We start from the raw sequence: 24,895 nt of genomic DNA on the forward strand, positions 1-24,895 counted from the left end.
GCGTCCGTCGTCGGTGCGGCGCAGCCGCGGCGTCACCAGATGGTGACGCGCTCCTGCGGCGGCAGGTACAGCGCGTCGTCCGCCGCGACGTCGAAGGCACGGTAGAACTCGTCGACGTTGCGCACGACGCCGTTGCAGCGGAACTCGTTCGGCGAGTGCGGGTCCGTGGCCAGCCGGCGCTCCACCTCGGCGTCGCGTCCCTTGGCCTGCCACACCTGCGCCCACGACAGGAACACCCGCTGCAGACCGGTGTAGCCGTCGATGACCGGGGCGTCGTCGAGCGAGCTGCCGAGGGCGATGCGGTAGGCCTTGATGGCGATGGACAGCCCGCCCAGGTCGCCGATGTTCTCGCCGATGGTCAGCGACCCGTTGACGGTCGGACCGTCCTCGCCGAGCTGGGCCGGGCGGAACGCGTCGTACTGCGCGACGAGGTCCTTGGTGCGCTTCTCGAACTCGGTGCGGTCGGTCTCGGTCCACCAGTCCTCGAGCCGGCCGTCGCCGTCGTACTTCGAGCCCTGGTCGTCGAACCCGTGGCCGATCTCGTGCCCGATGACCGCGCCGATGCCGCCGTAGTTGACGGCGTCGTCGGCCTCGGGGTCGAAGAACGGCGGGTGCAGGATCGCGGCGGGGAAGACGATCTCGTTCATCCCCGGGTTGAAGTAGGCATTGACGGTCTGCGGCGTCATGAACCACTCGTCGCGGTCCAGCGGCTTGCCGATCTTGCCCAGCTCGTAGTCCTGCTCGAAGGCGTGCGCGCGCCGCACGTTGCCCACGACGTCGTCCGCGGACAGCTCCAGGCCGGTGTAGTCGCGCCACTTGGCGGGGTAGCCGACCTTCGGGGTGAACTTCTCGAGCTTGGCCAGCGCCCGATGCTTCGTCTCGGCGGTCATCCAGTCCAGGGCCTCGATCGACTCGCGGTACGCGGCGATGAGGTGCTCGACCAGGACGTCCATGCGCTCCTTGTGCTCCGGCGGGAAGTGGCGGGCCACGTACTCCTGGCCGACCGCCTCGCCGAGGGCGCCCTGGACGAGGCTCACGCCGCGCTTCCAGCGCTCGCGCACCTGCTCGGCACCGGAGAGGACCTTGCCGTAGAAGTCGAAGTTCGCCTGGACGATCTCGTCGGACAGGTACGGCGCCCGGGCGGTGACGAGGTGGTAGGCCGCCCACAGCTGCCAGTCGAGCAGCGGGAGCGTCGACCACAGCTCGCCGAGGCCGGTGACGAACGACGGCTCGCGCACCACCAGGGCGTCCATGGCCCCGGCGGGGGCGCCGAGAGCGTCCGCCCAGACCGCCCAGTCGAACCCGGGGGCGGCCTCGACGAGCTCGGCGAAGGTCATGGGGTTGTAGGTCAGGGTCGCGTCCCGGTCGCGCACGACGTCCCAGTGGTGCGTCGCGAGCTGCGTCTCCAGGGCGACCACCCGCGCAGCGGCCTCCTCGGGGCCGACGCCCCAGTCCTCGGTGCCCACGCCGGCGATCGCGAGCATCCGCGCCACGTGCGGGGCGTAGGCGGCACGCACCGGCTCGTACTGCTCCTCGCGGTAGTACGCCTCGTCGGGCAGGCCGAGCCCGGCCTGGACCATGATCGTCACGTACCGCTCGGGGTCCTTGGCGTCGTTGTCGACGCCGAAGGCGACGGCGCCGCCGCCGCCGGTGCGCTGCAGGGCGCCCAGCACCCGGGTCAGCCCGGTCCGGTCCGCGGCGTCGCGGACCGCGGCGACCTCCTGGACGATCGGCGTGGTCCCGAGCTCCTCGACGCGCTCGGTGTCCATGAAGCTGGCGTACAGGGCGCCGATCTGCTGCTGCGCGCCGGTGGCGCCGCCCGCGCGCACGGCCTCGCCGGCGTCGGTGATGATGTCGCGCACCTGGTCCTCGGCCTGGTCGTGCAGCTCGCGGAACGCGCCGTCCATGGCGCGGTCGGCCGGGATCTCGTGCGTGGCGAGCCACCGCCCGTTGACGTGGCGGAACAGGTCGTCCTGGGGGCGGACGGACTCGTCGAGTGCTGCTGTGTCGATGCCGGACCGCAGCCCGGTCGCGTCGGTCGTCATGAGCGCCACCCTACGCGGGCGCCCGTGCTGCGAGACACGTCGGCGCCCTCCGGCGCCGTAGGTCAGAATGGGCCCATGCGTCTGCACATCGCCGCCGATCACGCCGGATACGAGCTCAAGTCCCACCTCGTCGAGCACCTGCGCGCCGCCGGGCACGACGTCGTCGACCACGGTGCGCACACCTACGACGCCCTGGACGACTACCCGTCGTTCTGCTTCTCCGCGGGCGAGGCCGTCGTGGCCGAGCCCGGGTCGCTCGGCATCGTCATCGGCGGGTCGGGCAACGGCGAGCAGATCGCCGCGAACAAGGTCACCGGTGTCCGCGCGGTGCTGGCCTGGTCGGCCGAGACGGCCCGGCTGGGTCGTCAGCACAACGACGCCAACGTCATCGCCGTCGGCGGGCGCATGCACTCCCTGGAGGAGGCCACCGCTCTGGTGGAGGCGTTCGTGGCCGAGCCGTTCTCCGGCGACGCGCGCCACCAGCGCCGCATCGACCAGCTCGCCGCCTACGAGGCCGACCGGCCCACCGCCTCCTGACGTGCCCGAGGGGCACACGGTCCACCGCCTGGCCCGGACCCTGGACCAGCTCTTCGCCGGCCGGCGGCTGGCGGTGAGCAGCCCGCAGGGGCGCTTCGCCGGTGGTGCCGCGGTGCTCGACGGCGCCACGTTCGTCGGGGCCGAGGCGTGGGGCAAGCAGCTGTTCTGCCGGTTCGCCGTGCCCGGCCCCGACGCCGGGACGCACGAGCGCTGGTTGCGGGTCCACCTGGGGCTCTACGGCGCCTGGACCTTCGCGGGCGACGGCAGCGCCGACGTCGCGCACGCCATCGGGGCACCGCGCCGGCGGGTCGGGGAGCGCGAGACCACCCTGTCCTCGGAGCCGTCGGACCAGGCCACCGGCGGTCGCGACACGCGTCCCGCGGGTCCGGGGGAGTGGACCGCCCCGGAGCCGCGCGGTGCCGTGCGGGTCCGCCTTCTCGCTCCGCACGCCGTCGCCGACCTGACCGGCCCGACCGCCTGCGAGGTGCTCACCCCGGACGAGAAGGCCGCCGTCGAGGACCGCCTCGGTCCTGACCCGATCCGGCCCGACGGGGGCCACGGCTCGCTCGAGGCGGCCCGTGCGGCGTTCGTCGCCCGGGTGCGGTGCTCGCGGGTCACCGTCGGTCAGCAGCTCATGGACCAGGCCGTCGTCGCCGGCGTCGGCAACATCTACCGCGCCGAGGCGCTCTTCCGGGCCGGGCTGGACCCGCTGCGGCCGGGACGCGACGTGGCCGCGGCGGTCCTGGAGGAGATCTGGGACGACCTCGTGGCGCTCCTGCGCGACGGCGCCGCCTCCGGCCGCATCGTCACCACGCGCCCGGAGCACCGCGACGACGGCGGGGCAGTGGACGGCGGCGGCGCGACGGGTGACGAGCAGGCGCGGGCCGGAGCAGCGGGCACGGCCGCGGGCCGTCGTCGTACCCGGCAGAACACCGACGGCGACCCGGACGCCGTGCCCGCCCACGAGGCGTTCTACGTCTACCACCGCGAGGGGCTGCCCTGCCGGGTGTGCGGCACGCCGGTGCTGCTCCGGGAGCTGGCGGGCCGCAACCTGTTCTGGTGCGGGGTCTGCCAGGCCTGACCTGGAGCTTTGTGGGCGTGAAATCTGCAGCCCTGAACCGGTTCAGGGCTGCAGATTTCACGCCCACAACGCGACACGGGGCGGGCCGGGGTCAGAACACCCAGCTGCAGACCGGCGCGACGGGCCAGCCGAAGGCGGTCGACGCCCGCGCGAGCGCGCCCGGGGCACGCTCCGTGACCATCCCGGCGCCCCCGAGCTCGGACAGCGACGTCCCGCCGAGGTACGCGGCGCCGAGCTCGCGCACGTCCAGCGCCAGGTCGGCGTCGGCGGCCGCGACGTCCGAGCGCTCGCAGATCGCCTCGCCGAACGCGGACGCCCGCAACCGCCAGACGCCGTCGTTCTCGCCCAGGCGGGTGTCCGTCACGGCCAGCGTGACGTCGACGTCGGCGGCGTACTGCCGGCCGGCCAGCGCCGTGGGCACGTCGACGAGGCGGACCCAGACGTTGTCGGCGACCCGCAGGTCGGCGCTGCGGCGGTCGACGAGCAGGCCGAGCAGCGGGTCGTCCGGGGCGAGGATGAACGGCCTGGTCTCGTTCATCAGGTCCAGGTCCACCAGCACGCCCCACAGGGCGCGGGACGCCGCGGCGTCGAGCGCGACGGCCTCGCCGACGTTCACCGTGCCCCGCGGTCCCGTGACGTCCCAGTCCAGCTTGCGGCGCAGCAGGGCGTATCCACGCGGCTCGCCGGCACGCTCGACGACCACGATCCGGCGCGTCTCGAACCCCTGACGGAACGCGGCCGCGTCGTGCCAGCGGTGAGCCTGCAGCTCGGGGGTCTCGGGGCTCGCCCAGCCCGGGCGGTTCACCCCGAGCCCGGCCGCGTCGCGCCCGGCGGCACGGTGGACGGCGGCGACGAGGTCCCCGTGGTGCTCCCGGTCGGCGTGCTCGACGCGGACCGTGTGCTCGGACGCGCCGGGCACGTCCCGCAGCGCCGCTCCCCGCGGGAGGGTGACGCGGACGTCGTCGGCGGCGCGCCCGTACCCGAACCGTCCGTAGATCGCGTACTCGGCGGCGTACAGCGCCGACAACGGCTCGCCCCGCTCGCGGCACCGGGCCAGGTGCAGGTCGAGCATCGCGCTCGCCAGGCCGCGGCGCCGGTACTGGGGGTGGACCCCGACCCAGGTCAGCCCCGCGGTCGGCAGCGTGCCGCCCGGGACCGGGAAGTGCGTGAACGGGTAGGAGGCGTGCATCGCCACCAGAGGCGATCCGCCCGGTGAGCCGCCGTCGGCCTCGACGCCGACGGCACGGTCCCAGCTGAGCGGCGAGGGCATCTTCGCGATCTCCTCGGGTTCCACGGGGACGGGGAACGCCCAGGAGTCGAGGTCGATCACGGCGCGGTCGTCGTCGGCGGTCAGCCGGCGGAACCGGTAGCCGGCAGGCAGCGGGGAGTCGAGGGTCATGCCTCGATCCTGCTGCCCGGGCCGCGGGCGTGCCACCGAAATTCGTGGTGCTCCCGCCCCGTCACCGGTGATGCCACGATGTGGTCATGGACCCCACGCCCATCCCGCCCGCCGAGGAGTACCTCGCGGAGGTGCTGACGGTCGTCGAGCGCGTCCCCGCCGGCCGGGCGACGACGTACGGACTGGTGGCCGAGGCGGTCGCCGACGTGCTCGGGCGGGGCGGCCCGCGCCAAGTCGGGCAGGTGATGGCGCGGGCCGGCTCGGGGGTCGCCTGGTGGCGGATCGTCAACGCCGCCGGGTCGCCGCCGGCGCACCACCTCGACGCGGCGCTGACCGAGCTGCGGGCCGAGGGGTGCCCGCTGACGCGCGACGGACGCCGCGTCGACCTGCGGCGCGCCGTCTGGCTGCCCTGAGCCGGTCCCCGTGCCGCCGTCGTCCGCTCAGCCGAGCAGCGCCGCGACCGACGCCGGGTCGCCCTGGGCGAGCAGCGTCGTCAGGGCCGTGTCCTCCCAGCGTCCGAGGTCGGCGCGCACCTTCGCGGCCGGGCCGACCAGCGCGATCTCCTCGACCAGCTCGGTCGGGACCGCGCGGGCCGCGTCCTGGGGGCGGCCGTCCAGGTAGAGGCGCTGCACCTCGTCGGTGACGGCGGCGAACCCCAGCCGGTCGAGCGAGTCCTTGTGGAAGTTCGAGCCCTTGGCGCCCATGCCGCCGACGTACAGCGCGACGTGGGGACGCACCAGGTCGGCGGCGGACTCGACGTCGTCGCGCACCACCACCGGGACCATCGCGGCGACCTCGAAGTCCCCGACGGCCGAGCGCTCCTCGGCACGCCGTGCGAACCCCTCGGCGAGCTGCTCACGGTGCCCGGCGTCCGCGCTGGGCGCGTAGAAGCCGGCCATCCAGCCGTCGGCGATCTCCGCCGCCAGCGCCACGTTCTTCGGGCCCTGCGCGGCCAGCACGATGGGGATCTCGGCGCGCAGGGGGTGGACCGTCGGCTTCAGGGACTTGCCCAGGCCGGTCGCCCCCGGGGTGTCCGCGCCGACCGGCAGGGTGAAGAACTCGCCGTCGTAGGCCACGGGGCGCTCGCGGGCGATCACCTGGCGCACGATGTCGACGTACTCGCGGGTGCGGGCCAGGGGGCGGCGATAGGGCTGGCCGTACCAGCCCTCGACGACCTGCGGTCCCGAGGCGCCGAGCCCGAGCACGAACCGGCCGCCGGAGAGGTGGTCGAGCGTGATCGCCTGCATGGCGGTCGCCGTCGGCGTGCGGGCGGCCATCTGCGCGATGCCGGTCCCGAGCCGCAGGCGCGAGGTGTGCGAGCCCCACCAGGCCAGGGGCGTGAAGGCGTCCGACCCGTAGGCCTCGGCGGTCCAGACCGAGTCGAGCCCGGCGGCCTCGCCCTGCTGCAGCGCCTCGACGATGCCGGTCGGCGGCTTGCGGGACCAGTAGCCGGTCTGGATGCCGATGCGCAGGGTGGTCATGGAGCTCCTCGTCGAGTCGGGTTACCCAGGACGTCGGGTCTCGGGTACCTGTCACTCTAACCGAGGTGCGGTGTGCGGCGTCGCCTCCGATCCTGGGGGTATGGCCACGTACGACGACGTCGCGCAGCTCGCCCTCGCGCTCCCGAGGACCGCCGAGGCCACCTCGCACGGGTGGCGCACCTGGAAGGTGGAGGGCCGCCAGTTCGTCTGGGAGCGGCCGTTCCGGCAGGCCGACCTGCGCCGGTTCGGCGACGACCCGGTGCCCGCCGGGCCGATCCTCGCGGCCGCCGTGGACGACCTCGACGAGAAGGACGCGGTGCTCGCCGCGCACCCGGAGTCGCACTTCACCATCGCCCACTTCGACGGGTACGCGGCGGTGCTGGTCCGGCTCGAGGCGGTGGACGACGGCGTCCTGGCCGAGACCGTGGAGGACGCGTGGGCGGCCCGGGCGCCGTACTCGCTGGTCGCCCGGCACCGCCCGTCGCGGTGACCGTCAGCCGGGGGTGCGGTCCGCGCGCGCCCGGTCGGCCATCGTGTTGAGCAGGGCCGCGGCGCTCGCGGCGTCGTCCACCGTGACCACGAGGCCGCGCCCTCCGGTGCGCTCCACCAGCACGGCCTCGCCCGACCGCAGCACGACCCCGACGCGGCCCTTGTCGAAGCCGACGCGCCAGCCCCAGCCGCCGAAGTCCCCGAGCGGGCTGACCCGGGTCACCGAGGCTTCCACGACCTCGTCGGCCGGGACGTGGGTCCCGGGCCAACCCAGCACCGACCGCACGGTGAAGCCGGTCGCGTCGACCCGTACCCGGAAGGCGAACATCGCGGCGAACAGCACGGCCAGCAGCGCGGGGACCAGCAGTGTCGCCCAGAGCTGGGCGACGACGGCGAGCAGCGTCGTGGCGACGACGGCCCCGATCCCCAGCACGAGGGCCGCACCGCCCCGGGCGGTTCCCATCCAGACGGCACGCTCGCTGTCCGTCAGCGTCGTCCGGGGGGCGTCGGCCGCGACGGGGCGCTCGGCCGGCAGGGCCGGGTCGCCCGGGACGAGCGCCGCGGCGCCCACGGCGGGGAGCAGCGGGGCGAGCAGGACCACGGCCAGGGCCCATCCGGGCAGCTCTGCGGCCTGCGGTGTGTCCAGGCCGCGCTGGAGACCGGCGGTGACCAGCAGGAGGGCGGCGCCCAGGCCGCCGGACCAGACGGCGGCACCGGCCGCCGTCCGCCGGGTGGAGGCGCTGGAGCCCCAGGCCAGGCCGACGACGGCGAAGAGGGCCAGCAGGCCGACGGTCGTGGCCACCGCGGTCGCCACCAGGCCCGTGACCGTCATGGAGGCGTCCGGGGTGCCGCCGGGCCCCCAGTGCGTGGCGACCTCGTCGGGCAGGTCGCCACGCCAGCCCCACACGGTCGCGGCAGCGCCGAGGGTGAGGGCCAGTCCGGCGAGGGAGGACCACAGGGTCGAGCGGCGGGCGCGCCGACGCCAGGCCGGTGTCGGGTCGGGGTGGGTGGTCATCGCTTGAGCTCTTCCTGGAGGAGGGTGGTGGTGGCTTCGGGGGAGAGGCGCGCCTCGCGGGCCGCTGCGACGAAGGTGCGCAGCGCCTCTTCGACGGCGGTCAGGTCCGTGGCGGCGGCCCCGGTGATCACGGCGCCGCGCGAGCGCCGCAGGTCGACGAGACCCTCGTCCCGCAGCTGCTGGTAGGCGCGCAGGACCGTGTGCACGTTGAGGTCCAGCGAGGTCGCGAGCTCGCGTGCCGCGGGCAGGCGGTCGCCGGGGGAGAGGTCGCCGCGGGCGACGGCGAGGTGCGCCTGCGCGACGAGCTGCGCGTACAGCGGCTCGTCGCTCCCGGCGTCGATGGTCCAGAGCATGCCGACACAGTACTAGTTCTATGACAACTAGAACAAGGTCGGGAGAACTCTGTCCGGTGCGGCACGGTCGTGGAGGAGGTGTGTTGTCCTCGGAGAACCGGTGAGGGCGGGACCGGTGAGAAGAAGTGGCGCGGTGCCCCATTGCACCGCACCACGTCCCTTCCTAGTGGCCTGCGCCACAGTGGTTCAAGGCCTGTTGCCGAATCGCAATCAGATGACGTACTCGATGAGCTGCGACGGGTCCTCGATCGTGCGCGGCGTGCTGCGGGACCTGCCGTTCGAGGTCGGGTCCGGCGGCTGCGCGGCGGGCACCTTGTTCTTCGCCGGCACGCCGACGGCGACCGCGCCGTTCGGCACGTCCTTGGTCACGACGGCGTTCGCGCCGATCTTGGCGTCGTCGCCGATCCACAGCGGTCCGAGCACCTTGGCCCCGGAACCGACCATCACGCGGTCGCCCAGGGTGGGGTGCCGCTTGCCGGGGTTCATGGTGCGCCCGCCCAGGGTGACGCCGTGGAAGAGCAGGCAGTCGTCGCCGACCTCGGCCGTGGCGCCGATGACCAGGCCCATGCCGTGGTCGATGAACAGCCGGCGCCCGATCCGGGCCGCCGGGTGGATCTCGACGCCGGTGAACAGCCGCGAGGCCAGGGACAGCATCCGTGCGGGCATGCGCAGCAGGGGTGACTGCCACATCGCGTGGGCGAGGCGGTAGTGCCACACGGCATGGACGCCGGGGTAGGTCAGGACGACCGACAGCAGCGAGTCCGCCGCCGGGTCCTGGGCGCGCGCGACCTCCGCGTCCTCGCGGAGGAGACGGAGGAACGCGCGCGCCGGGGAGTCCGCCATGCGATCAGTCCAGCAGGTCCGAGAACAGCACGGTGGACAGGTAGCGCTCGCCGAAGCTCGGGATGATCACGACGATCGTCTTGCCGGCGTTCTCCGGGCGCTTCGCGACCTGGGCCGCGGCGTTCAGAGCGGCGCCGGAGGAGATGCCCACGAGCAGGCCCTCCTCGCGAGCGGCGCGCCGCGCCCACTCGACGGCGGTCTCCGCGTTGACGTCGATGACCTCGTCGTAGATCTCGGTGTCGAGGATCTCCGGGACGAAGTTCGCGCCGATGCCCTGGATCTTGTGGGGTCCGGGGGCACCGCCGTTGAGGATGGGCGACTCCTCCGGCTCGACGGCGACGATCTGGACCTCGGGCTTGCGCTCCTTGAGGACCTGGCCGACGCCGGTGATGGTGCCGCCGGTACCGATGCCCGCCACGACGATGTCGACCTCGCCGTCGGTGTCGGCCCAGATCTCCTCGGCCGTCGTCTCGCGGTGGATCTTCGGGTTGGCCTCGTTGGCGAACTGGCGGGCCAGGATCGCCCCGGGACGCTCGGCGGCGATCTTCTCGGCGGCCGCGACGGCCCCCTTCATGCCCTCCGAGCCCGGGGTCAGGACCAGCTCGGCGCCGTAGGCGCGCAGCAGCGCGCGGCGCTCCTTGGACATCGTCTCGGGCATCGCGAGCACGACGTGGTAGCCGCGAGCGGCACCGACGAAGGCGAGGGCGATGCCGGTGTTGCCGGAGGTGCCCTCGACGATGGTCCCGCCGGGCTTCAGCTCGCCGGAGGCCTCGGCGGCGTCGATGATCGAGACGCCGATGCGGTCCTTGACCGAGCTGGCCGGGTTGTAGAACTCGAGCTTGGCGGCGACGGTCGCCTCCGAGCCCTCGGTGAGACGGTTGATCCGCACCAGCGGCGTCCGGCCGATGAGCTGCGTCGCGTCGTCGTAGATGGTGGCCATGAGTGAGAGTTCCTTCGTGTCGGGGTGATGCGGTGGTCTGGTCCCGGCGCGCCGACGGCAGGCGATCGTCGTCGGCCGGGGCGTCCGGGCGGGGTGCAGGGGGCAGTGGTCCGTGAGCGTCGCGCGGTCGCCACGACCCGCGGGGTCAGGCGTGAGGCGGACGCTCTACCGACAGCAGCAGACCGCGGGGCAGGCGCACATCGGCCGGCGCACGAGGGGCGCGGCAGCGAAGGTGTCGGGGCCGGAGACGTGGGAGGGTGCGATGGTCGTCATCGTGCGTCCCTCCCAGGTGCGCGGGCGCTCTGTGGCGCGTTGTTCTCCGGCGGGTCTCGGACGTCCCGCACGACGAGCCTAGCCACACCCGCTCCGATCGACAAGATCACGCTCACATATCGAGAGGATCGATGAGTCGTGCGCCGTCGCGCCGCCCATCGACGCGGCCCGTCGGCGCCGCTGTTCAACGACGAACGGCCCCGGTCATCAGCATGACCGGGGCCGTTCGTCGCGCTCGGGCGAGCGGGCGACGGGAATCGAACCCGCGTAATCAGTTTGGAAGACTGAGGCTCTACCATTGAGCTACGCCCGCACCGGTCCGGCAGCGGCTCGATGACGAGCTGCCCCGCGGACGGCGGCGCCAGCCTAGCAAAGCCCCACCGGTGCCCGTGCACGGCACGCAGCCGTCCGGTGCACCGACGTCGCGCACTACACTTGCCCACCGGACCCGCCGTCCTCCGGGGCGGACGGGTACCCCGGGGTGTGGCGCAGCTTGGTAGCGCATCTGCTTTGGGAGCAGAGGGTCGCAGGTTCAAATCCTGTCACCCCGACCGTCGGGACGACGGGCCGTCGACCTGCCGCCGTGCAGCGTCGGCGGCCCGTCGTCGTTCCGCGCGCCGGGTGTCCGGCGCGCTCGCGGGAGTGCCCTGTGCGAGGCTGGCCGCGACAGCGAGGAGCACGGTGTGACCGCAGCGGACGACGTCAGGCACCCGCGGGCCCCGCGCCGTCGGACGGTACCCACGCGTCGGTCAGCCGCCCGGGCGCGAGGGGCTCAGCGACGCGCGGACCAGCTCGCCCTTGGCCGCCCACGGCATCCGCGCGAACATCCCCCACATGGCGCCCGCCAGCCCGCCTGCGCCCGCGTCGCGGGAGAGGAGCGCCTGCCGACGGGGGGCCGGCAGGCGGCCGAAGCCCTCGAAGAGCTCCAGCGTGCCCGGCGTGCTCAGCCGCAGCAGCGCGCGCAGGCCGACCTCCCGGAGCCGCTCGGCGGCGTCCGTCGGATCGACCTCGTCCGGCCCGTCACCCTGCGCGAGAGCGTGCGCGAGGGCGTCGGCCCGGCGCAGGGAGTGCGCCACGGAGTAGCCGGTGATCCGGTGCCCGCCACGTCCCGCGGTGCCGACGGCCAGGACGCCCGGGGGCGGGGGAGCGTCGCGGCCGCGCATGGGGATGCGCACGACCTCGCGGTCGAGAGGGTGGTCCACCGTGGCCGCGTCGACGCCGCGGGCCAGCAGGCGACGCCGGAGCCGCGCCCGCAGCTCGGCGACGGGCAGCCCCGGCGCGGCGGCCAGGCACGTCTCCTCGAGCAGCATCCGCTCGCCGCCCACGGGGATCGCGTAGAGGAAGGTCGGGGTGGCGGTCGGTCGTTCCTGCTCCGACCAGTCGGTGCGCCAGTCCATCAGCAGGGACTCGGCGCCCTGGAGGGCCGGCGCGGCGGCCTCGGCCGGCACGACGATCCCGTAGGCGGTCTGCAGCGGCGCCGGGTCGTCGGCCCGCAAACCGCCGGGTCGCGCCCCGCGGGCGTCGACCACCACCCGGGCCTCGCGGCGGAGGGCGCCGACCTGCGCGTCGTCGAGGCGTCCGGTACGGACCTCGACGTCGTCCAGGGGCAGGGCGGCCTGCAGCGCGGCGTTGTCCAGGACCAGGTAGGCACGCTGCAGGGGGTGCACGCCGGTCGCCCGCAGCTCGGGGTTCTCGGCCCGTGCCCGCACGACGGAGGCGGGCAGGTCGCCCAGCTCGTCGGCCCAGAGACCGTAGGTCGGCGTCCACACCGCGTCGGGGCGCGGGTCGACCGCGACCACCGACAGTCCAGCGGCCACGCACCGCGCGGCGAGGGCACGCCCGGCCGGACCCAGCCCGACCACCGCGACGTCCGCCATGTCCACCTCCGGGCCACACCCTATGTCGACGGGAGACCGCCATGCCCCACCCGCACCTGATCTGGCTGCGCAGCGCCGCGACCGTGCTCATCAGCTGCGTCATCGCGCAGGCCGGCTGGGCCTCGGCCTACCTCGGCGGAGAACCGGGGTACCTCGACCAGCACCGGGTGGGCGCCTGGGTCACCCTGGCGGTCGCCTGGCTGGCGGTCGTCGTCTACCTCGTGCTCCGGCGTTCCGCCGGTCGGGTCAACGTGGCGCTCGCCGTGGCGACGGCGGTGCTGGTGACCGTGCAGTTCACCCTCGGTCGGCTCGGCGGGGACCTGCAGGCGCTGCACATCTTCACCGGCGTGCTGCTCGCGGTCCTCGTGACGGCCCTGACGTCGTGGACCTACCGTCACCGGCTGCCGGAGGAGGCGGCGGGCAGCTCCAGCTCCAGCCCCCGCAGCGTGTAGCCCTCGATGAGGTCGTCCCAGCCCACCTCGGGCTCGGACACCAGGCGCGGCGAGCGTGCCAGGAGCCGGGTGAGCAGCACGTCGGTCTCCAGGATCGCCAGGGGCTGGCCGGGGCACTTGTGGGCGCCGTCGCCGAAGGTGAGGCCGGTGGCGTTGACGCCCCGCGGCAGGGACCGGCCGGGGCAGAGGTCCAGGCCGTCCTCGTCCAGCGCCCGGGGGTCGGCGTTGGCGGACCGGACGCTCACGTCGACCAGGTCGCCGGCCTCGATCGTCCAGGCGCCGTCGCCGTCGGTGATGCTGATCGGCTCCTGCGCGCGTCGGTACAGGTGCCCGACGACCGGCTCCAGCCGGATGATCTCGTGCAGGATCGCGAAGCGCTCCTCCTGGCCGGCGACGACGTAGCGCTCGCGCAGGGCGTCGTCGCGCAGCAGGTGCCAGGCGGCCATCGTGACGAACTCGCGCGTGGTCACCATGCCCGCCGTGCCGTACGTGACGCACTCGACCAGGATGTCGACGTCGGTGTAGCCCTCGTCGACCAGGTGGCTGATGATGTCCTCGCGGCGCTCCGTGCGACGCGCCCGGATCGCCGGGCGCACGTCCGCGAGGTAGAAGCGCGCGACCGGCAGGAGACCGTTGACGGCCGCCCGCATCCACTGGCGTCGCGTGCGGCCCAGGTCGCGGCGGGTGATGTCGAAGGGCGGCTGGCGGAAGAAGCTCACCAGCCGGCGCGACATCCGCGGCACGGACGACTCGGTCAGCCCGACCGCCTCCGCGGTGACCTCGACGGTGTAGTGCAGCGCGAGCTCGTCGAGCACCAGTCGGCCGCCGGGCGGGGTCCCGCCGAGCAGCCGGTCGGCGCACTCCTCCATCTGCGCGGTGTAGCGCTCGGCCACGACCACGGGCGCGAAGAAGCGGGCGACCTTGCGGCGCTGCTCGTCGTGCTGCGGACCGTCGGAGATGAGGATCGGGTGGTGCTTGAGCCGCTGGGGGATGGCCTCGGCGGTGAAGCCGGCCTGCGTCGTGGCGTGGCGCGCACGCAGCACCTGCCGCGCCGCCTCCAGCGACCGGATGCGCCACACGGTGCTGACCCCGCGGCCGCCGTCGGCCCCCTGCCGCTCGACGCGAGGCGTGCTCGGCTCGCCCGGGCGCACCGCCCGCCGTCGGCCCGTCATCGCCGCCCGACGGGCAGGCGGTCCCGCACGGTCCGCGCGGTCCGGGCCACGGCTGCTCCCGCCGCCGACAGGTCCGGCCGACGCCGGAGCACACCCTGCAGCGGGACGGTCCAGACGTCCTCGCCCCGCACGTCCCAGCCCTGCAGCAGGTGGTTGGCGGCGAGCACGCCGGTCACCGCGGCGCGCTCCATGAGGGCGATCGGCCAGTCGACCCGGAGCCCGTCGCCCGCCAGGGCCAGGCCCGGGTACGGGGTGTCGACGGTGAGCCGGTCGCGCCACGGGCCGGTGCCGACCAGCCCGCAGTCGTCCTCGACGAGGAGCTCGGAGTGGACCGCCTGCAGCCCGCGGGTCTCGGGGTAGACCTCGTGCAGGGCGTCCAGCAGCCGTGTGCGCAGACGCGAGGTGTCGAGCCCGCGCGGCCCGTCGCCGGCCAGGTCGGGGTCCCGCTCGGGGTCGACGGCGTAGCCGTGCAGTTCCACGACGGAGCCGCCGTGCGCGAGCGCCCAGTCGGCCGCTCCCTGCTCGAACCGTTCCAGGACGGTGACGTTGTCGAGCAGGTCGTAGCCGGACGTGCCCAGGAACGCCTCCCGCTCCGGGGCGACCGGGCCGTCGAGCCACAGCCGCAGCACGGCGAAGGGCGGGGCGTTGCGCCCGGCGGCGACCCGCCGGTGCCACTGCTGCCGCTCCGCGGGGTCGAGACCGTCGTCCGCCTGGTCGGCGAGCGGCGCGAGCAGGCCGCGTGCCGCCCGGGGGTCGGTGGCCACCACGACGGCGTCCGCGGTGAGGTCCCCGGACGAGGTGCCCACGTGCCAGGTCCCGTCCGCGGCCCGGGTGAGCGACTCGGCCCGCGTACCGGTGCGCACGTCGACGCCCAGCCCGCCCAGGTAGCGGCCCAGCGGGGCCCACAGCGCGGTGTCGTAGTCGTCGTCGGGGACGTCGAAGAGCAGGCCCTCCGAGGACCCGGCGAAGTAGGTGTGGAACATGCCGACCAGCTCGCCGGCCCCGAAGTCGGTGGGGTGGGCGAAGAAGGACCGGGCGAACACCTCCAGGGCGAGGTGCCGCGCGCCCTCGGGGAAGCGCAGGCGGTCGAGGAAGTCCTGGGCGGACTCGCCGTCGTAGCGCTCGTGGCTCGCGGGGTAGGAGACCGAGACGAGCTCGACGGCGCTCGGCAGGTGCACCTTGGTCAGCGCGGTGATCGGGAAGGTGGGGCTGCGCACGACGAACGCCGCGAGGTTGACCGGCGGGGTCAGCGGCAGCGCCGCGAAGCTGTCGGTGAGGCCGTCGCCGCGACGCAGGGGGTAGTCGGGGACGGGCACCAGGTGGGCCAGCGTCGGGTCGGCGCGGCGCAGCAGCGCCCGCAGCGTGTAGTACTGCCGGAAGAAGGCGTGGAAGCCGCGGCTCATGGTGCGGCCGTCCTCGTCGGCGCCGTCGACCGGCCACGCGCGGACCCGGCCGCCGAGCTGGTCGCAGGCCTCGAGCACCGTCACCCGTACGCCCCGCTCGGCCAGGATCGCCGCCGCGGCCAGGCCGGCGATGCCGCCGCCGACGACGACCACGTGCTGGTCGTCGCTGACGCGCTCGGCGCCGGGCGCTGCCGGGTGGAGGACGGCGGCGACGTCGCGGCCGGGCGGGACGGGTCGGCTCATGCGGGGTCCTTCTCGGGTCGGCGGGCCAGGACGGTGTGCAGGATGCCCCGCTGCCAGCCCGTGCCGGTGTGCCAGCGGATGTCGGTGAGCCCGGCCCGCTCGAGGCGTGCCTGGAGCTGGGCGGTGCTGTCGTTGTCGACGACGCTGCGCCACAGGTAGCGGTAGATCGCCGGGTTGCCGCGCACGAGGAAGGACAGGGGCATGACGACGCCCCAGCAGACGACGGTCCAGACGGCCGAGGCGACCCGGTCGTGCTTGACGTGGTAGTCCTGCAGCGCCACCCAGCCGCCGGGCTGCACCTGGTCGTGGATGGCGGTGACGACGTCGTCGCGCTGCTCCTCGGGGACGTTGCGCAGCAGGTAGGCGGCGAAGGCCCCGTCGGCGTCCCGCCCCACGTGGTCGCGCGCCACCTCGGGCAGGGACTGGGCGAAGGCCTGCACGAACCGGACGCCGTCCGGCCAGGTCTTGGCCCGGGCGCGGCTCAGCATCCCGGCGGAGGCGTCCAGCCCGACGACGCGGGTCCTGTCGCCGGCCGCGTCGACCAGGGCCCGCGTGGACAGCCCGGAGCCGCACCCCAGGTCCCACAGCACGAACGGCTCGTCGTCGGAGCGGCGCGGCAGCAGGGAGACCAGCGCGCGTGCCGCTGTGCTCAAGGCCTGGTGGTAGCCCGGGTTGAGCCGGGTCAGCAGGTCGTAGCGGTCCGCGGCGCGGTCGAACTCGTCGGAGAGCTGCGCTCCCCGCGTCTCGACAGGACCCACGACGGCGGGGCGTTTGCGTAGCACGTGCTCACCCTACGATGCCGGTGTGACGTTCTTCTCGGTGCCACCCGGGGCTGGTGCCGAAGACGTCGGCGATCCGGTCAGACGACGAGGACGAGCACCAGGCCGCCGAGGGCGAGCAGGCTCGTGCCGGCGCACATCGCCACGATCCGGCGGCCGTGCCGCAGCCGGGGGACCTCTCGACGCAGGTGGACGTCCGTGTGCCGGGCGTGGCTGCGGGCGAACCACCAGCCGGGCGCGGTGAGGAGCAGCGCGACGGCGGCCGCCAGCAGCAGGGCACGGGCGCTCCGGGCCGCGGGCAGCACCTGGACGGCCACCAGGCAGGCCGCCGTGAACGACAGCAGCGTGCGCCGCCAGGCCAGCGCGGTGCGCTCGGCCCACAGCCCGGGGGCGCCCGCGTCGGTCGGTCCGTGACCGGAGGGCGGGCCGGTCATCGCAGCAGCAGCGCCAGCAGCAGCAGCACCCCGACGGTCGTCATCGTCGCCACGAGCACGAACCCCGTGATCGCACCCGGCAGCGCGGCGTCCTCCCGCATCGCCCGCTCGGTGCGGGCCCACTCGACGGCCGCCACGACGGGGACGGTCGCCCCGGCCAGCAGCAGGACCACCGCCGAGGCGAGCCGCAGGTGGGGTTCCATCGGCAGGTCGAGCGCCTCCAGGGCCGTCCCGCCGGCGATCAGGCCCAGGGAGGTGCGGATCCAGGCCAGGACGGTCCGCTCGTTGGCCAGCGAGAAGCGCGGGTCGGGCTCGCGGCCCCGGGAGTAGACCCAGCGCGGGAAGCGTTCGGGGCGCGGTCGCGGCTCGCTGGTCGTGTCCCCGGGCGGCATGCGGTTCCCTTCGCGGTCGCGGTCCGACGGCCTCTCGTCGATCATCCTGGCACCGACGCCGGGAGGCGGCGCGACGAGCGGGCGCGGCTCGGCGCGCGGCCCGCGCACGGCGCACCTAGGTTGGACCCGCCGTCGCCCCGCCCGAAGGAACCGGATGACCTCCTCCGTCGACCCGTCGCCCGCCGAGACCACCGCCCCGTCGGCCGACCCGCGCGTCGCGCGACCGCCCGAGCCCGGCGGCGAGAGCGCCACGACGGTGGTCGTCGCCTTCGTCGCCAACGGGCTCGTCGCCGTCGCCAAGTCGGCGGCCGCCCTGCTCACCGGGTCGGCGTCGATGCTGGCCGAGGCCGTGCACTCGTGGGCCGACACGGGCAACGAGGTGTTCCTGCTCGTGGCGTCGAAGCGGTCGCGCCGGCCCGCCGACCGCGGGCACCCGGTCGGGTACGGGCGCGAGGCGTACGTCTGGTCGATGTTCGCCGCCATCGGCCTCTTCGCCGTCGGGGCGGGCGTCTCGATCACGCACGGTGTCCAGGAGCTCCTCGACCCGGAGCCGGCCGAGGACCTCGGCATCGCCTACGCCGTGCTCGCCCTGGCCTTCGTCCTCGAGGGGGTGTCGTTCCTCCAGGCCGTGCGCCAGGTCCGGTCCGAGGCCCGCCGGACGCGTCAGGACCCGTTCGAGCACGTGCTGCAGACCTCCGACCCGACGCTGCGCGCGGTCGTCGCCGAGGACGCGGCGGCGCTGGTCGGCCTGGTCATCGCGTTCGCGGGCGTGCTGGCCCACCAGCTCACGGGGTCGGCGGTGCCGGACGCGATCGGGTCGATCGCCATCGGCGTGCTGCTGGCCGTCGTCTCGCTCGTGCTCGTGGACCGCAACCGGCGCTTCCTGGTGGGCGAGGAGGTGCGTCCCGCCGTCCGGGACGCGGTCCTGGCCCGGCTGCTGGCGCTGCCGACGGTGGACCGGGTGACCTACCTGCGGATCGAGTACGTGGGTCCCCGGCGGCTGTACCTGGTGGCCAGCGTCGACCTGGCGGGGGAGGAGCGCGAGACCGCCGTCGCGCGACGGCTGGACGAGCTCGAGCGTGCCGCGACCGGTCACCCCCGCGTCGCGGGAGCCGTGTTCACGGTGTCCACGCCGGAGGAGTCGTCCCTGGTCCCGGCGGTGGACGACCGGAACGACCTGTCCGCCGACCGGTAGGCTCGAGAGCGTGACGGACTCGAACGACCCCTACGCCGCCCCGGGCGGCGAGCACCCGCAGCAGCACCCGACGCAGCCGGTGCCGCCGGCCTCGTCGGCCACGCCGCCGACCCCGCCGTCCGCGCCGGGCGACCCGTACGGACCGGCGGCCCCGCCGGCGGGCTACGCCGCCGGTCCGCCGCCGTCCTCGGTGCCGCAGGGCTCGGGTGCCGCGTATCCGTCGTCCGCCGGAGCCTGGCCGGCCGCGCCGCAGCCGGGTCCGCCGTACGGCGCCTGGCCGTACCCGGTGCGGCGGACCAACGGCCTGGCGGTGGCCTCGCTGGTGCTGGGCATCCTCTGGCTCTACTGGGTCGGGAGCGTCCTGGCCCTGATCTTCGGGTACGTGGCGCTGAGCCAGATCAAGAAGGCCCCGGCCTCCGCCCCGCAGGACGGTCGTGGGCTGGCGATCGCCGGGGTCGTGCTCGGGTGGGTCGGGGCGGCGACGCTCGCGCTGATGATCTTCTTCCTCGCCGTGGTGTCTTCGGCGCCCGTCGGCTACTGAGCGCCCACCGGACCCGGCGAGAAGGACCTGCGCGCTGCAGCACGGCTTGCCGGGCTGGCAAACTCGTCCCGTGGTGGACGACCTGGGCACGGCGCTCGACTCGGTGGGGCCGCGGCTGCGCAGGCTGCGCCAGGACCGCGGGGCGACCCTCGCGGCGGTCTCCGAGCGCACCGGCATCTCGATCAGCACGCTCTCGCGCCTGGAGTCCGGCGCGCGCCGGCCCTCGCTGGAGCTGCTGCTTCCCCTGGCCCGCGAGCACGGCGTGACGCTCGACGACCTGGTCGACGCCCCGACCACCGGCGACCCGCGCGTGCACCTCAAGCCCGAGACCGCCGACGGCGTGACCGCCATCGCGCTCACGCCGGGTGCCCCCGACGTGGCGGCCTACAAGATGATCTTCACCGCCGACGCCCGGCCCGACGGGCCCGACCCGCGCACGCACGAGGGGTACGAGTGGCTCTACGTGCTCGCGGGCCGACTGCGCCTCGTGCTCGGCCACCACGACGTCGAGATGGGCCCGGGGGAGGCCGCCGAGTTCGACACCCGGGTGCCGCACTGGTTCGGACCCGTCGGTGACGAGGCCGTCGAGCTGCTCAGTCTCTTCGGCCCGCAGGGGCAGCGCATCCACACGCGCGTGCGACCCCGGTCGTCCCGGTAGGCGCCGTCACCCGGCCGGCGCACCGGCGGGGTGTCGGCGCCGTGGCGTTCGCCACCGGAGGGCCGGTGCCCGGCGCTCCGTCACGTGGCGTATGATCGATGGGTTGCCCGTGCGCCCGTCGTGCGGACGCCGGGCGACAGGCATCGCAAGCATCCCGCGCCGCACCATCCCGCGCCGGCCCGCTCCGGCAAGACGCGCGCGCACGCACCCGACACGTTGGAGACCATCGAAGTGAAGAGCGCCGTCGAGACCCTGGAGCCCACCAAGGTCAAGCTGACCGTCGAGGTGGAGTACGACGAGCTCAAGCCGAGCATCGACCACGCCTACAAGCACATCGCGGAGCAGGTGAACATCCCCGGCTTCCGCAAGGGCAAGGTCCCCCCGCGCATCATCGACCAGCGCATCGGCTGGGGTGCCGTCATCGAGCACGCCGTGAACGAGGGCCTGTCCGGCTTCTACCGCGACGCCGTGAGCGCCGAGGAGCTGCGCCCGCTGGGCCAGCCCGAGGTCGAGGTCACCGGCATCCCGGAGAAGGCCGGCGAGGGCCGGCTGGAGTTCGTCGCGCAGGTCGAGGTCCGCCCGGAGCTCGAGCTGCCCGAGCTGTCCGCCATCGAGCTCACCGTGGAGTCCACCGAGGTCTCCGACGAGGACGTCGCCGAGCGTCTCGACTCGCTGCGCGAGCGGTTCGGCACCCTCGTGGGCGTCGACCGCCCGGCCGTCGAGGGCGACTACGTCGTCATCGACCTCAAGGCCATGGTCGGCGAGGACGAGGTCGACTCCGTCTCCGGCGTCTCCTACCAGATCGGTGCTGGCAACATGCTCGAGGGTCTGGACGAGGCGCTGACCGGTCTGTCCGCGGACGAGACCACCACCTTCACCACCAACCTCGCCGGTGGCGAGCACGAGGGCGCCGAGGCGACGGTCACGGTGACCGCCACCTCCGTCAAGGAGCGCGAGCTGCCCGAGGCGGACGACGACTTCGCCCAGATGGCCTCGGAGTTCGACACCCTCGAGGAGCTCAAGGCCGACCTGCGCCAGCAGGTCGCCTCCTCCAAGTCCTCCGACCAGGCCGTCGCCGCGCGCGACGCCCTGCTGGAGAAGCTGCTCGAGGCCGTCGAGGTGCCGGTGCCGTCCGGCGTCGTCGAGGCCGAGGTGCACCGCCACCTCGAGCAGGAGGGTCGTCTCGAGGACGACGAGCACCGCACCGAGGTCACCGCGGACGCCACCAAGGCGATCACGAACCAGATCCTGCTGGACACCCTCGCCGAGAAGCTCGAGGTGCAGGTCGGCCAGGGCGAGCTCATCGAGTACCTGGTCCAGGCCTCCCAGCAGTACGGCATGGAGCCGCAGCAGTTCATCCAGACCCTCGACCAGTCCGGCCAGATCCCGGCCATGGTCGGCGAGGTCGCGCGGTCCAAGGCGCTCGCCGTGGCCCTGCGCGACATCGAGGTCAAGGACGCCGACGGCAACGTCGTCGACCTGACCGAGTTCATCGGGTCCGAGGAGGACGACGAGGCCGCGGCCGCCGCCACCGAGGCCGCGCAGTCGGAGATCGCCGACGCCGAGTCCGGCGAGTCGGCCGAGTCCGGCGAGTCGGCCGAGTCGGCGGACACCCCGGACTCCGCGGAGTCCGGCGACTCCGCCGAGGAGACCGGCAAGGCCTGACGCCACCGCGCCGCACGACGACGGCCCGCATCCTCCACCCGGAGGGTGCGGGCCGTCGTCGTCCCCGGCGACGTGCCGCTGTGCGCCTGCAGCGAAACAGGGCGCTCCGGGGACTCGGCGGGCACGCCCTGCACGTTAGGGTCGAGCGACAGCGAAGCGAAGGAGACGGACGTGAACGACCTGCTGCAGATGGGCTCAGCGGCACCTGAGGCCCGCGCCGACGGCCCGGGCTTCGGCCTCAACGACTCCATCTACAACCGGCTCCTCAAGGAGCGCATCATCTGGCTGGGCTCGGAGGTGCGCGACGACAACGCGAACGCCATCTGCGCCCAGATGATGCTGCTCGCGGCGGAGGACCCGGACAAGGACATCTACCTCTACATCAACTCCCCGGGCGGCTCGATCACGGCCGGCATGGCGATCTACGACACCATGCAGTTCATCCAGCCGGACGTCGCCACGGTCGCGATGGGCATGGCCGCCTCGATGGGGCAGTTCCTGCTGTCCTCGGGCGCCAAGGGCAAGCGCTACATCACCCCGCACGCGCGGGTCCTGATGCACCAGCCCTCCGGTGGCGTCGGCGGCACGGCCACCGACGTCCGCATCGGCGCCCAGCTCATCATGCACATGAAGAAGGTGCTCGCGGAGCTCACGGCCGAGCAGACCGGCCAGCCGCTCGAGAAGATCCTCAAGGACAACGACCGCGACAGCTGGTTCACGGCGGACGAGGCCCTCGAGTACGGCTTCGTCGACCGGGTCGTCGCCAACGCTGCCTCGGTGTCCGGGGGCGGCGGCACGACCGCCAGCTGACCCCACCCGGTCGATCGAGACCCCTGACGACTTCCCACCGAGGAGAACCATGAGCCACTCCGCCGAGTACCAGTTCGCGATGCGGGCCGAGCGTCTCGCCGGCGACGCCGCCCGCCCGGGCGGGATCGCGCTGCCGCACGGCGCCCCGTCGTCGCGCTACGTGCTCCCGCAGTTCGAGGAGCGCACGCCCTACGGCTTCAAGCGCCAGGACCCGTACACGAAGCTGTTCGAGGACCGCATCATCTTCATGGGCGTCCAGGTCGACGACGCGTCGGCCGACGACATCATGGCCCAGCTGCTCGTCCTGGAGTCCCAGGACCCCGACCGCGACGTGATGATCTACATCAACTCCCCGGGCGGGTCGTTCACCGCGATGACCGCGCTCTACGACACGATGCAGTTCATCAAGCCGCAGATCCAGACGGTCTGCCTCGGGCAGGCGGCCTCGGCCGCGTCCGTGCTGCTGGCCGCGGGTGAGCCCGGCAAGCGCCTGGCGCTGCCGAACGCCCGCGTGCTGATCCACCAGCCGGCGATGGAGGGCGGCGGCTACGCCCAGGCCTCCGACATCGAGATCCACGCCAACGAGCTCATCCGCATGCGCGAGTGGCTCGAGGAGACGCTGGCCCGGCACACCGGCAAGGACGTCGAGGAGATCCGCGACGACATCGAGCGCGACAAGATCCTCACGGCCGCCGAGGCCAAGGACTACGGCCTGGTCGACCAGGTGCTCGAGTCCCGCAAGCCGGGTCAGATCCGGGCCTGAGAGCCCCGGGACCACCGGTGACGACATCGCGCGCGACCCGGGTGCCGACCACGAGGTCGGCACCCGGGTCGCGCCACACCGGGCCGTCTCTGCTGACAACGGGGCCGGTGTGGTGTGGAATGGTCGAAGGACGCGCACGAGACAAGGAGGCCCGCGGTGGCTCGAATCGGTGACGGTGCAGACCTGCTCAAGTGCTCCTTCTGCGGGAAGTCGCAGAAGCAGGTCAAGAAGCTGATCGCTGGGCCCGGCGTATACATCTGCGACGAGTGCATCGACCTGTGCAACGAGATCATCGAGGAAGAGCTCGGTGAGACGACGGAGCTGGGGCTGACCGAGCTGCCCAAGCCGCGGGAGATCTTCGACTTCCTCGAGCAGTACGTCATCGGTCAGGACCCCGCGAAGCGCGCGCTCGCCGTCGCGGTCTACAACCACTACAAGCGGGTCCAGGCGCCCCCGCCGGCCAAGGACGACGAGGACTCGGTGGAGATCGCCAAGTCCAACATCCTGCTCATCGGGCCCACCGGGACCGGCAAGACCTACCTGGCGCAGACGCTGGCCAAGATGCTCAACGTCCCGTTCGCCATCGCCGACGCGACGGCGCTGACGGAGGCCGGCTACGTGGGCGAGGACGTCGAGAACATCCTGCTCAAGCTGATCCAGGCCGCGGACTACGACGTCAAGAAGGCCGAGACGGGCATCATCTACATCGACGAGATCGACAAGGTGGCCCGCAAGGCCGAGAACCCGTCGATCACGCGCGACGTCTCCGGCGAGGGCGTCCAGCAGGCCCTGCTGAAGATCATCGAGGGCACCAGCGCGTCGGTGCCGCCGCAGGGCGGGCGCAAGCACCCGCACCAGGAGTTCATCCAGATCGACACCTCGAACGTGCTGTTCGTGGTCGCCGGGGCGTTCGCCGGGCTGGACGACATCATCGCCTCCCGCGCCCGCCAGCGCGGCATCGGCTTCTCCGCCCCGATGGAGTCCACCGCCGACGTCGACCTCTTCTCCGAGGTGCGCCCCGAGGACCTGCACAAGTTCGGCCTCATCCCCGAGTTCATCGGCCGTCTGCCCGTCATCGCCTCCGTCTCGCCGCTGGACCGCGACGCGCTCGTGCGCATCCTCACCGAGCCGCGCAACGCCCTGGTCAAGCAGTACCAGCGGATGTTCGAGATCGACGGCGTGCGCCTGGAGTTCGCCGACGACGCGGTCGAGGCGATCGCCGAGCAGGCGCTGCTGCGGGGGACCGGTGCCCGCGGGCTGCGGGCCATCATGGAGGAGGTCCTGCAGCAGGTGATGTTCGACGTGCCGAGCCGTGACGACGTCGAAGGCGTGGTCATCACCCGCGAGGTCGTCGAGGAGAACGTCAACCCGACGATCGTGCCGCGGTCCTCGGGACCGGTGCGCAACCGCAAGTCCGCCTGACGTCCCGCCCGGCCCGACGACGGGTGCGCCGACCTGGTGTGGTCGGCGGACGGCCACATGGCGGGCGGGCGCCCGTCGCGCGCGTGGCGACCGTAGGATCGTGGGCATGGCTGAGCCCTTCGACGAAGCACCCGTGCCCGAGACCGGTCGGGCGCTGCCGACCGAGATCCTCGGGCTGCGCAGCACGATCGACAACATCGACGCCGCGCTGGTGCACCTGCTGGCCGAGCGGTTCCGCGCCACGCAGCGCGTGGGCGAGCTGAAGGCGACCGAGGGCCTGCCGCCGGCGGACCCCCAGCGAGACCGCCAGCAGATCGACCGGCTCAAGGCCATCGCCTCCGGTGCCGGGCTGGACCCCGAGTTCGCCGAGCAGTTCCGCCACTTCATCGTCTCCGAGGTCATCCGCCGTCACGAGCGGATCGCCGCCGAGCACGCCGCCGCCGGACGGGCCGAGGACGTGCCCCCGCTGGACACCTACAGTTGAAGGGGTTCCGGCTTCTGAGCCGCTGACACGGTCCGCACCGGTGGTCCCGGCCACCGGGCGGCGCCGCGTCCTCCGAGGTCGCGCGACCCTGTGCCCAGCGGGGATGCGCCGACCGGCGATCCGTCGCACGCTGGAGTCTCACAGCCGAC

General features: G+C 73.7%; 26 protein-coding genes and 2 tRNA genes. 14 read left to right on the plus strand and 14 right to left on the minus strand.

Going from position 1 to position 24,895, the window contains the following annotated elements:
• Positions 1 to 32 precede the first annotated feature (32 nt).
• Positions 33 to 2,045 (minus strand): M13-type metalloendopeptidase, encoded by a 2,013-nt coding sequence (locus PO879_RS05755; protein ID WP_278236966.1) that lies wholly within the window; start codon positions 2,043 to 2,045, stop codon positions 33 to 35.
• 75 nt (positions 2,046 to 2,120) lie between these two features.
• Here PO879_RS05755 and PO879_RS05760 point away from each other — a divergent pair, with 75 nt between their 5' ends.
• Positions 2,121 to 2,582: a ribose-5-phosphate isomerase gene (locus PO879_RS05760; RefSeq protein ID WP_278236967.1), complete on the plus strand. Its 462-nt coding sequence runs from the start codon at positions 2,121 to 2,123 to the stop codon at positions 2,580 to 2,582.
• A 1-nt stretch (position 2,583) separates the two neighbouring features.
• Positions 2,584 to 3,663 (plus strand): DNA-formamidopyrimidine glycosylase family protein, encoded by a 1,080-nt coding sequence (locus PO879_RS05765; RefSeq protein ID WP_278236968.1) that lies wholly within the window; start codon positions 2,584 to 2,586, stop codon positions 3,661 to 3,663.
• Positions 3,664 to 3,754: 91 nt separating this feature from the next.
• Here PO879_RS05765 and PO879_RS05770 read toward each other — a convergent pair whose 3' ends face one another.
• On the minus strand, positions 3,755 to 5,062 hold the full coding sequence (locus PO879_RS05770) for a GNAT family N-acetyltransferase (protein WP_278236969.1): 1,308 nt from the start codon (positions 5,060 to 5,062) through the stop codon (positions 3,755 to 3,757).
• Between the two features lie 86 nt (positions 5,063 to 5,148).
• Here PO879_RS05770 and PO879_RS05775 point away from each other — a divergent pair, with 86 nt between their 5' ends.
• On the plus strand, positions 5,149 to 5,475 hold the full coding sequence (locus PO879_RS05775) for an MGMT family protein (protein ID WP_278236970.1): 327 nt from the start codon (positions 5,149 to 5,151) through the stop codon (positions 5,473 to 5,475).
• Positions 5,476 to 5,502: 27 nt separating this feature from the next.
• Here PO879_RS05775 and PO879_RS05780 read toward each other — a convergent pair whose 3' ends face one another.
• Positions 5,503 to 6,534, minus strand: a complete 1,032-nt coding sequence (locus PO879_RS05780; RefSeq protein WP_278237461.1) for an LLM class F420-dependent oxidoreductase — start codon at positions 6,532 to 6,534, stop codon at positions 5,503 to 5,505.
• A gap of 109 nt (positions 6,535 to 6,643) precedes the next feature.
• On the opposite strand from PO879_RS05780, the gene PO879_RS05785 reads away from it, so the two are divergent.
• Positions 6,644 to 7,033 carry an MmcQ/YjbR family DNA-binding protein gene (locus PO879_RS05785; protein WP_278236971.1) on the plus strand — a complete coding sequence of 130 codons (390 nt, stop codon included), beginning with the start codon at positions 6,644 to 6,646 and terminating at the stop codon, positions 7,031 to 7,033.
• Between the two features lie 3 nt (positions 7,034 to 7,036).
• On the opposite strand, the gene PO879_RS05790 is transcribed toward PO879_RS05785, so the two are convergent.
• From PO879_RS05790 to PO879_RS05810, 5 genes are all read right to left on the minus strand, one after another.
• A complete protein-coding gene (locus PO879_RS05790) occupies positions 7,037 to 8,047 on the minus strand; it encodes a DUF1648 domain-containing protein (protein WP_278236972.1) in 1,011 nt (336 codons plus the stop codon).
• Entirely contained in the window at positions 8,044 to 8,400 is a 357-nt protein-coding gene (locus PO879_RS05795; RefSeq protein WP_278236973.1) for a GntR family transcriptional regulator, read from the minus strand. Before PO879_RS05795 ends, PO879_RS05790 begins: the two co-directional genes overlap by 4 nt.
• A gap of 210 nt (positions 8,401 to 8,610) precedes the next feature.
• A complete protein-coding gene (gene cysE, locus PO879_RS05800) occupies positions 8,611 to 9,243 on the minus strand; it encodes a serine O-acetyltransferase (protein WP_278236974.1) in 633 nt (210 codons plus the stop codon).
• A gap of 4 nt (positions 9,244 to 9,247) precedes the next feature.
• Positions 9,248 to 10,183, minus strand: coding sequence for a cysteine synthase A (gene cysK / locus PO879_RS05805; protein WP_278236975.1), 936 nt, complete (start codon positions 10,181 to 10,183; stop codon positions 9,248 to 9,250).
• A gap of 515 nt (positions 10,184 to 10,698) precedes the next feature.
• Positions 10,699 to 10,769: transfer RNA gene (locus PO879_RS05810), tRNA-Gly, on the minus strand.
• A gap of 164 nt (positions 10,770 to 10,933) precedes the next feature.
• Here PO879_RS05810 and PO879_RS05815 point away from each other — a divergent pair.
• Positions 10,934 to 11,007: transfer RNA gene (locus PO879_RS05815), tRNA-Pro, on the plus strand.
• 198 nt (positions 11,008 to 11,205) lie between these two features.
• On the opposite strand, the gene PO879_RS05820 is transcribed toward PO879_RS05815, so the two are convergent.
• A complete protein-coding gene (locus PO879_RS05820) occupies positions 11,206 to 12,333 on the minus strand; it encodes a lycopene cyclase family protein (protein WP_278236976.1) in 1,128 nt (375 codons plus the stop codon).
• Between the two features lie 41 nt (positions 12,334 to 12,374).
• Between PO879_RS05820 and PO879_RS05825 the strand changes: the two genes are divergently transcribed.
• The gene (locus PO879_RS05825; RefSeq protein WP_278236977.1) at positions 12,375 to 12,785 is read left to right on the plus strand and encodes a hypothetical protein; all 411 of its coding nucleotides are present in this window, start codon (positions 12,375 to 12,377) and stop codon (positions 12,783 to 12,785) included.
• Here the strand turns inward: PO879_RS05825 and PO879_RS05830 are convergent.
• The 5 genes from PO879_RS05830 to PO879_RS05850 form a co-directional block, all read right to left on the minus strand.
• Positions 12,728 to 13,957, minus strand: a complete 1,230-nt coding sequence (locus PO879_RS05830) for a cytochrome P450 (RefSeq protein WP_278236978.1) — start codon at positions 13,955 to 13,957, stop codon at positions 12,728 to 12,730. The genes PO879_RS05825 and PO879_RS05830 overlap by 58 nt on opposite strands.
• Entirely contained in the window at positions 13,954 to 15,603 is a 1,650-nt protein-coding gene (locus PO879_RS05835; RefSeq protein ID WP_278236979.1) for an FAD-dependent oxidoreductase, read from the minus strand. The genes PO879_RS05830 and PO879_RS05835 overlap by 4 nt, the downstream gene beginning before the upstream one ends.
• Complete coding sequence (locus PO879_RS05840) at positions 15,600 to 16,385, minus strand: methyltransferase domain-containing protein (protein WP_278236980.1); 786 nt, start codon at positions 16,383 to 16,385, stop codon at positions 15,600 to 15,602. The genes PO879_RS05835 and PO879_RS05840 overlap by 4 nt, the downstream gene beginning before the upstream one ends.
• Before the next feature lie 77 nt (positions 16,386 to 16,462).
• The gene (locus tag PO879_RS05845) at positions 16,463 to 16,816 is read right to left on the minus strand and encodes a hypothetical protein (protein WP_278236981.1); all 354 of its coding nucleotides are present in this window, start codon (positions 16,814 to 16,816) and stop codon (positions 16,463 to 16,465) included.
• A complete protein-coding gene (locus tag PO879_RS05850; protein ID WP_278237462.1) occupies positions 16,813 to 17,208 on the minus strand; it encodes a DUF202 domain-containing protein in 396 nt (131 codons plus the stop codon). The genes PO879_RS05845 and PO879_RS05850 overlap by 4 nt, the downstream gene beginning before the upstream one ends.
• A 154-nt stretch (positions 17,209 to 17,362) precedes the next feature.
• Here PO879_RS05850 and PO879_RS05855 point away from each other — a divergent pair, with 154 nt between their 5' ends.
• From PO879_RS05855 to PO879_RS05890, 8 genes are all read left to right on the plus strand, one after another.
• Complete coding sequence (locus PO879_RS05855) at positions 17,363 to 18,403, plus strand: cation diffusion facilitator family transporter (protein ID WP_278236982.1); 1,041 nt, start codon at positions 17,363 to 17,365, stop codon at positions 18,401 to 18,403.
• Positions 18,404 to 18,413: 10 nt separating this feature from the next.
• A complete protein-coding gene (locus PO879_RS05860; RefSeq protein WP_278236983.1) occupies positions 18,414 to 18,944 on the plus strand; it encodes a DUF4190 domain-containing protein in 531 nt (176 codons plus the stop codon).
• A 70-nt stretch (positions 18,945 to 19,014) separates the two neighbouring features.
• Positions 19,015 to 19,602: an XRE family transcriptional regulator gene (locus tag PO879_RS05865; RefSeq protein ID WP_278236984.1), complete on the plus strand. Its 588-nt coding sequence runs from the start codon at positions 19,015 to 19,017 to the stop codon at positions 19,600 to 19,602.
• A 231-nt stretch (positions 19,603 to 19,833) separates the two neighbouring features.
• A complete protein-coding gene (gene tig, locus PO879_RS05870) occupies positions 19,834 to 21,267 on the plus strand; it encodes a trigger factor (protein ID WP_278237463.1) in 1,434 nt (477 codons plus the stop codon).
• Between the two features lie 189 nt (positions 21,268 to 21,456).
• Complete coding sequence (locus PO879_RS05875) at positions 21,457 to 22,077, plus strand: ATP-dependent Clp protease proteolytic subunit (RefSeq protein ID WP_278237464.1); 621 nt, start codon at positions 21,457 to 21,459, stop codon at positions 22,075 to 22,077.
• A gap of 49 nt (positions 22,078 to 22,126) precedes the next feature.
• Positions 22,127 to 22,840 carry an ATP-dependent Clp protease proteolytic subunit gene (locus PO879_RS05880; protein WP_278236985.1) on the plus strand — a complete coding sequence of 238 codons (714 nt, stop codon included), beginning with the start codon at positions 22,127 to 22,129 and terminating at the stop codon, positions 22,838 to 22,840.
• Between the two features lie 156 nt (positions 22,841 to 22,996).
• Positions 22,997 to 24,262: an ATP-dependent Clp protease ATP-binding subunit ClpX gene (gene clpX / locus PO879_RS05885; RefSeq protein ID WP_278236986.1), complete on the plus strand. Its 1,266-nt coding sequence runs from the start codon at positions 22,997 to 22,999 to the stop codon at positions 24,260 to 24,262.
• A 106-nt stretch (positions 24,263 to 24,368) separates the two neighbouring features.
• Positions 24,369 to 24,746: a chorismate mutase gene (locus tag PO879_RS05890; RefSeq protein ID WP_278236987.1), complete on the plus strand. Its 378-nt coding sequence runs from the start codon at positions 24,369 to 24,371 to the stop codon at positions 24,744 to 24,746.
• Positions 24,747 to 24,895: the final 149 nt, after the last annotated feature.

Origin of the sequence: Isoptericola sp. AK164, from assembly GCF_029643425.1 — a bacterium.
Classification (GTDB): domain Bacteria; phylum Actinomycetota; class Actinomycetes; order Actinomycetales; family Cellulomonadaceae; genus Isoptericola; species Isoptericola haloaureus.

Excerpts from the sequence above, each read along its gene's own strand:
- PO879_RS05755 (WP_278236966.1), bottom strand. The coding sequence starts at position 2,045 with ATGACGACCGACGCGACCGGGCTGCGGTCCGGCATCGACACAGCAGCA.
- PO879_RS05760 (WP_278236967.1), top strand. The coding sequence starts at position 2,121 with ATGCGTCTGCACATCGCCGCCGATCACGCCGGATACGAGCTCAAGTCC.
- PO879_RS05770 (WP_278236969.1), bottom strand. The coding sequence starts at position 5,062 with ATGACCCTCGACTCCCCGCTGCCTGCCGGCTACCGGTTCCGCCGGCTG.
- PO879_RS05775 (WP_278236970.1), top strand. The coding sequence starts at position 5,149 with ATGGACCCCACGCCCATCCCGCCCGCCGAGGAGTACCTCGCGGAGGTG.
- PO879_RS05785 (WP_278236971.1), top strand. The coding sequence starts at position 6,644 with ATGGCCACGTACGACGACGTCGCGCAGCTCGCCCTCGCGCTCCCGAGG.
- PO879_RS05790 (WP_278236972.1), bottom strand. The coding sequence starts at position 8,047 with ATGACCACCCACCCCGACCCGACACCGGCCTGGCGTCGGCGCGCCCGC.
- PO879_RS05795 (WP_278236973.1), bottom strand. The coding sequence starts at position 8,400 with ATGCTCTGGACCATCGACGCCGGGAGCGACGAGCCGCTGTACGCGCAG.
- cysE (WP_278236974.1), bottom strand. The coding sequence starts at position 9,243 with ATGGCGGACTCCCCGGCGCGCGCGTTCCTCCGTCTCCTCCGCGAGGAC.
- cysK (WP_278236975.1), bottom strand. The coding sequence starts at position 10,183 with ATGGCCACCATCTACGACGACGCGACGCAGCTCATCGGCCGGACGCCG.
- PO879_RS05820 (WP_278236976.1), bottom strand. The coding sequence starts at position 12,333 with ATGGCGGACGTCGCGGTGGTCGGGCTGGGTCCGGCCGGGCGTGCCCTC.
- PO879_RS05825 (WP_278236977.1), top strand. The coding sequence starts at position 12,375 with ATGCCCCACCCGCACCTGATCTGGCTGCGCAGCGCCGCGACCGTGCTC.
- PO879_RS05830 (WP_278236978.1), bottom strand. The coding sequence starts at position 13,957 with ATGACGGGCCGACGGCGGGCGGTGCGCCCGGGCGAGCCGAGCACGCCT.
- PO879_RS05835 (WP_278236979.1), bottom strand. The coding sequence starts at position 15,603 with ATGAGCCGACCCGTCCCGCCCGGCCGCGACGTCGCCGCCGTCCTCCAC.
- PO879_RS05845 (WP_278236981.1), bottom strand. The coding sequence starts at position 16,816 with ATGACCGGCCCGCCCTCCGGTCACGGACCGACCGACGCGGGCGCCCCC.
- PO879_RS05850 (WP_278237462.1), bottom strand. The coding sequence starts at position 17,208 with ATGCCGCCCGGGGACACGACCAGCGAGCCGCGACCGCGCCCCGAACGC.
- PO879_RS05855 (WP_278236982.1), top strand. The coding sequence starts at position 17,363 with ATGACCTCCTCCGTCGACCCGTCGCCCGCCGAGACCACCGCCCCGTCG.
- PO879_RS05875 (WP_278237464.1), top strand. The coding sequence starts at position 21,457 with ATGGGCTCAGCGGCACCTGAGGCCCGCGCCGACGGCCCGGGCTTCGGC.
- PO879_RS05880 (WP_278236985.1), top strand. The coding sequence starts at position 22,127 with ATGAGCCACTCCGCCGAGTACCAGTTCGCGATGCGGGCCGAGCGTCTC.
- PO879_RS05890 (WP_278236987.1), top strand. The coding sequence starts at position 24,369 with ATGGCTGAGCCCTTCGACGAAGCACCCGTGCCCGAGACCGGTCGGGCG.